The sequence below is a fragment of the Pseudosulfitobacter pseudonitzschiae genome (assembly GCF_900129395.1).
GTDB lineage: Bacteria > Pseudomonadota > Alphaproteobacteria > Rhodobacterales > Rhodobacteraceae > Pseudosulfitobacter > Pseudosulfitobacter pseudonitzschiae.
On record NZ_FQVP01000027.1, the window covers coordinates 1 to 3493 of the forward strand.

3 protein-coding genes and 1 pseudogene are annotated in these 3493 nt (G+C 61.2%); all 4 read left to right on the forward strand.

Annotated features, from left to right (window positions below; genetic code table 11):
• A pseudogene (locus BUC08_RS24060) lies at positions 1-361 on the forward strand (biotin carboxylase); the annotation flags it as partial.
• Positions 361-870: an acyl-CoA carboxylase biotin carboxyl carrier protein subunit gene (locus BUC08_RS24065; RefSeq protein ID WP_224558007.1), complete on the forward strand. Its 510-nt coding sequence runs from the start codon at positions 361-363 to the stop codon at positions 868-870. The pseudogene BUC08_RS24060 and the gene BUC08_RS24065, both read left to right, overlap by 1 nt.
• Positions 870-2465, forward strand: a complete 1596-nt coding sequence (locus tag BUC08_RS24070) for an acyl-CoA carboxylase subunit beta (RefSeq protein WP_037932071.1) — start codon at positions 870-872, stop codon at positions 2463-2465. The genes BUC08_RS24065 and BUC08_RS24070 overlap by 1 nt, the downstream gene beginning before the upstream one ends.
• 141 nt (positions 2466-2606) lie before the next feature.
• Complete coding sequence (locus BUC08_RS24075; RefSeq protein ID WP_073194644.1) at positions 2607-3392, forward strand: enoyl-CoA hydratase-related protein; 786 nt, start codon at positions 2607-2609, stop codon at positions 3390-3392.
• The last annotated feature ends 101 nt before the right edge of the window (positions 3393-3493 follow it).

Below are 3493 nucleotides of genomic sequence, written 5' to 3' on the forward strand. Positions count from 1 at the left end.
CATTCTGGACGGCGGCAAAGTGACCACCGATTTCGACCCCATGCTGTCCAAACTGATCGTCCACGGCCGCAACAGGGCAGAGGCCATCGCCAGGGGCCGCCGCGCGGCGCAGGATTATGTCATTCTCGGGGTAACCACCAATCTGGCCTATCTCGATACGATCCTCGACCATCCCAAATTCCGTTCCGGCGATGTCTCGACCGGTTTTCTGGCAGAAGAAGCCGATGAACTGAACCAGGATCGCGATCCCGCGACCACCGACATTCTTGCCGCCGCCACTGTGCTGTCCGATGCGCGGCTCGTGAAAGCGCTGGAGAATGTGCCGGAAATCTATCGACTCATGGGAAACTGGAGAAACTGATGCGCCGCATTCTGGAAGTTGACGGGGAAGAGATCCCGGTCTGGCTGGCCTCGACGCGCCAAGGCCATGTCCTGCACATGGGTGAAAGGGAGATTCCCTGCACCCTCGACGAAGCCGCCGGCAGAGGCGCGTATGTACTGGAGATATCGGACACCCGCATCCCGATGCGTATCGCCGTGGACGAGAGCGCCACATTCATACACTTCGGCGGGCGGGCCTATGAAATCGGGCGGACCGATCCGGCAGACGCCTTGGACAGGGCCGGAAGCGGTGCCTCGCAGGACCAGATGCTGGCACCCATGCCCGGCGTCGTGGTGTCGGTATCCGTAGCACCCGGCGACGCCGTGAAAGAAGGCGCGCCGATGCTGGTGATCGAGAGCATGAAACTGGAAACCACGGTCACAGCCCCGCGCGACGGGATCGTCGCGGAGCTGCCCTTCGCCACAGGCGACAGTTTCGGCGGCAAGGACGTCCTGCTGCGTCTGGAACCGCAAGAGGAGACGGATTGATGAGACGGATGGAAACACAGATCCGCCCGGAATCGGCGGAATTCAAGGAAGCCTCTGGCCGGATGCAGGAGGTCGTCAACCGGTTCCGGGAGGTACAGGACAAGGCGCGCCATGACCGCCCCCGCCGTGATCTCGACCGGCTGAAGCGGCAAAACAAGATGCTGGCACGCCAGCGGCTCGAACTGCTGCTAGATCCGGGGACACCGTTCCTAGAGTTTTCGAGTCTGGCGGCGAACGATCTTTACGACGGTCAGGCACCGGGTGCCAACATCATCACCGGCGTCGGTGTGATCGCCGGGCGCGAGGTCGTCATTCACGCCGACGACAGTTCCAACAAGGGCGGCGCTTGGTACCCCATGTCCGTGCCGAAAATCGTGCGCGCGCTCGAATTTGCGTTGGAAAATGAGCTGCCAGTGGTACATATCTGCGACAGCGCGGGCGGCTATCTCGAGGAAATGTCGGGGGTTTTCGCGCCGGGTGGGCGGGTATTCCGCAACCAGTGCATCCTTTCGAAAAAGGGTATCCCCCAGGTGGCCATTGTCTGCGGCCACTGCACGGCGGGCGGTGCCTATGTGCCCGCTTTGTGCGAGCATACTATCATCGTGCGCGATACCGGCGCGATTTTCCTTGGTGGGCCGCCGTTGGTCAAGGCCGCCACCGGCGAAGAGGTCTCGGTCAACGATCTGGGCGGCGCGGACATGCACACCTCGGTCTCGGGCACCGGCGACTATCCGGTTGATTCCGAAGAGGCGGGTATCGCGCTCGCCCGTGAAATCGTCGGCACCTTCCCGCGCAGACCCCGCGCGTTCGACTGGGCCGCGCCCGAGGATCCTTATTACGATCCCGCCGAAATCTACGGTATCGTACCCACCGACTACCGCGTCCGTTTCGACATGCGCGAGGTTATCGCCCGGATCGTCGACGGGTCGCGGTTTCACGAATACCAGCCGAATTACGGAACCACGCTGGTCACCGGCTATGCCCGCATCTGGGGCTGCAAGGTGGGAATTCTCGGCAATAACGGGGTTCTGTTCAACGACAGTTCACTCAAGGCCGCGCATTTCATACAGCTTTGCAACCAGACCGGAACACCGCTCATCTTTCTTCAGAACACCACCGGCTACATGATCGGCCGGGAGTACGAGGAACGCGGCATCACCAAGGACGGGGCGAAAATGCTGATGGCACAGGCCGGCTCCGAGGTGCCCAAGCTGACGGTACTGACATCCGGCGCCTTCGGGGCCGGGTATTACGGTATGTGCGGTCGCGCCTGGGATCCGCGCCTTCTGATGTCATGGCCCAACGCACAAATGGGGGTGATGGGCCCCGAACAGGCCGCGCGCACGCTCGGCGATGTCAAGCTGGCCCAGATGCGCCGCGATGACCCCGACCTCAGCGACGAATCCGTGCAGGAACTCCGCGACCGGGTGCGTGCAAAGGCCGAAGACGAAACCTCGGCCTACTGGTTTACGTCGCGGCTTTATGATGACGGGATTATCGATCCACTCGATACACGCAACATGCTTGGCATTGCGTTGTGCTGTGCGGCGGGTGTTGCACCCAACGCGCCACATTACGGTGTCTTCAGGATGTAGGGAGCCGACAGGACCGCACCACCATGAATACGTGTTCGACGCGTCGCGCGGTAAGGGCGAGGCGGCGAATATTTCGGATCGGTGCGGCTGTCACGCAATTGGATGCAAGAGGGATGGGCCCTCGGAAAACGGAGATGAAAGATGTCTGACAAGAATGTGCTGCTGGAAATCAGCGACGGGGTCGCGAAAATCACCATCGACAATGCGAAAAAGCGCAATCCTCTGAACGTCCCGACGGTGGGGGAACTGATCGAGGCCTTCGAAACAGCCCAGAATGACGACAAGGTGCTTGTCATCGTGCTGACCGGCGCCGGGGACCGCGCGTTCTGCGCGGGCGGGGATCTCAAGGCTGGCAAGGATGGCGGGCCGTTCACCGGAGACATCTCGCAGCCCGGACATTTCGTCATTCGCCTGTTCACCCTGATGGAAACCTGCAACAAACCGATCATCGGTCGGATCAACGGTCACGCCATGGGTGGCGGTGCCGGACTTGTCTGTGCTTGCGATATTGCCGTCATGTCGAACACGGCAAGGATCGCGACCCCGGAGGTCAAGATCGGCCTGTTTCCGATGATGATCATGCCGCAGATGATGCGGGTGATACCGCGTCGCCGTTTGCTGGAGATGTACATCACCGGCGAACCGTGGAGTGCGGAACAGGCGCTGGAATACGGCATCGTTAATTATGTGACGGAACCGGACGCGCTTGACGCGAAGGTCGCAGAATTGACCGACCTGATCACGGCACGCTCCCCCTCGGCGGTTCGGCTCGGAAAGTACTCCTATCACGCGATGCAGGATATGACGATCGAACAGCAGTTTCGATTTGCCGAAACCATGCTGCCGCGCATTGCGACCACAGAGGATGCGCGGGAAGGTTTTTCGGCGTTTCTGGAGAAGCGCGCGCCGGAATGGACGGGCAGATAGGGGGGAATATGTCGGATCGACAACTGCGCATCGGGTGCGCTTCGGGTTTCTGGGGTGACACGCCGGAGGCCATTGGCCAGTTGGTGTCCAAGGGCGACATC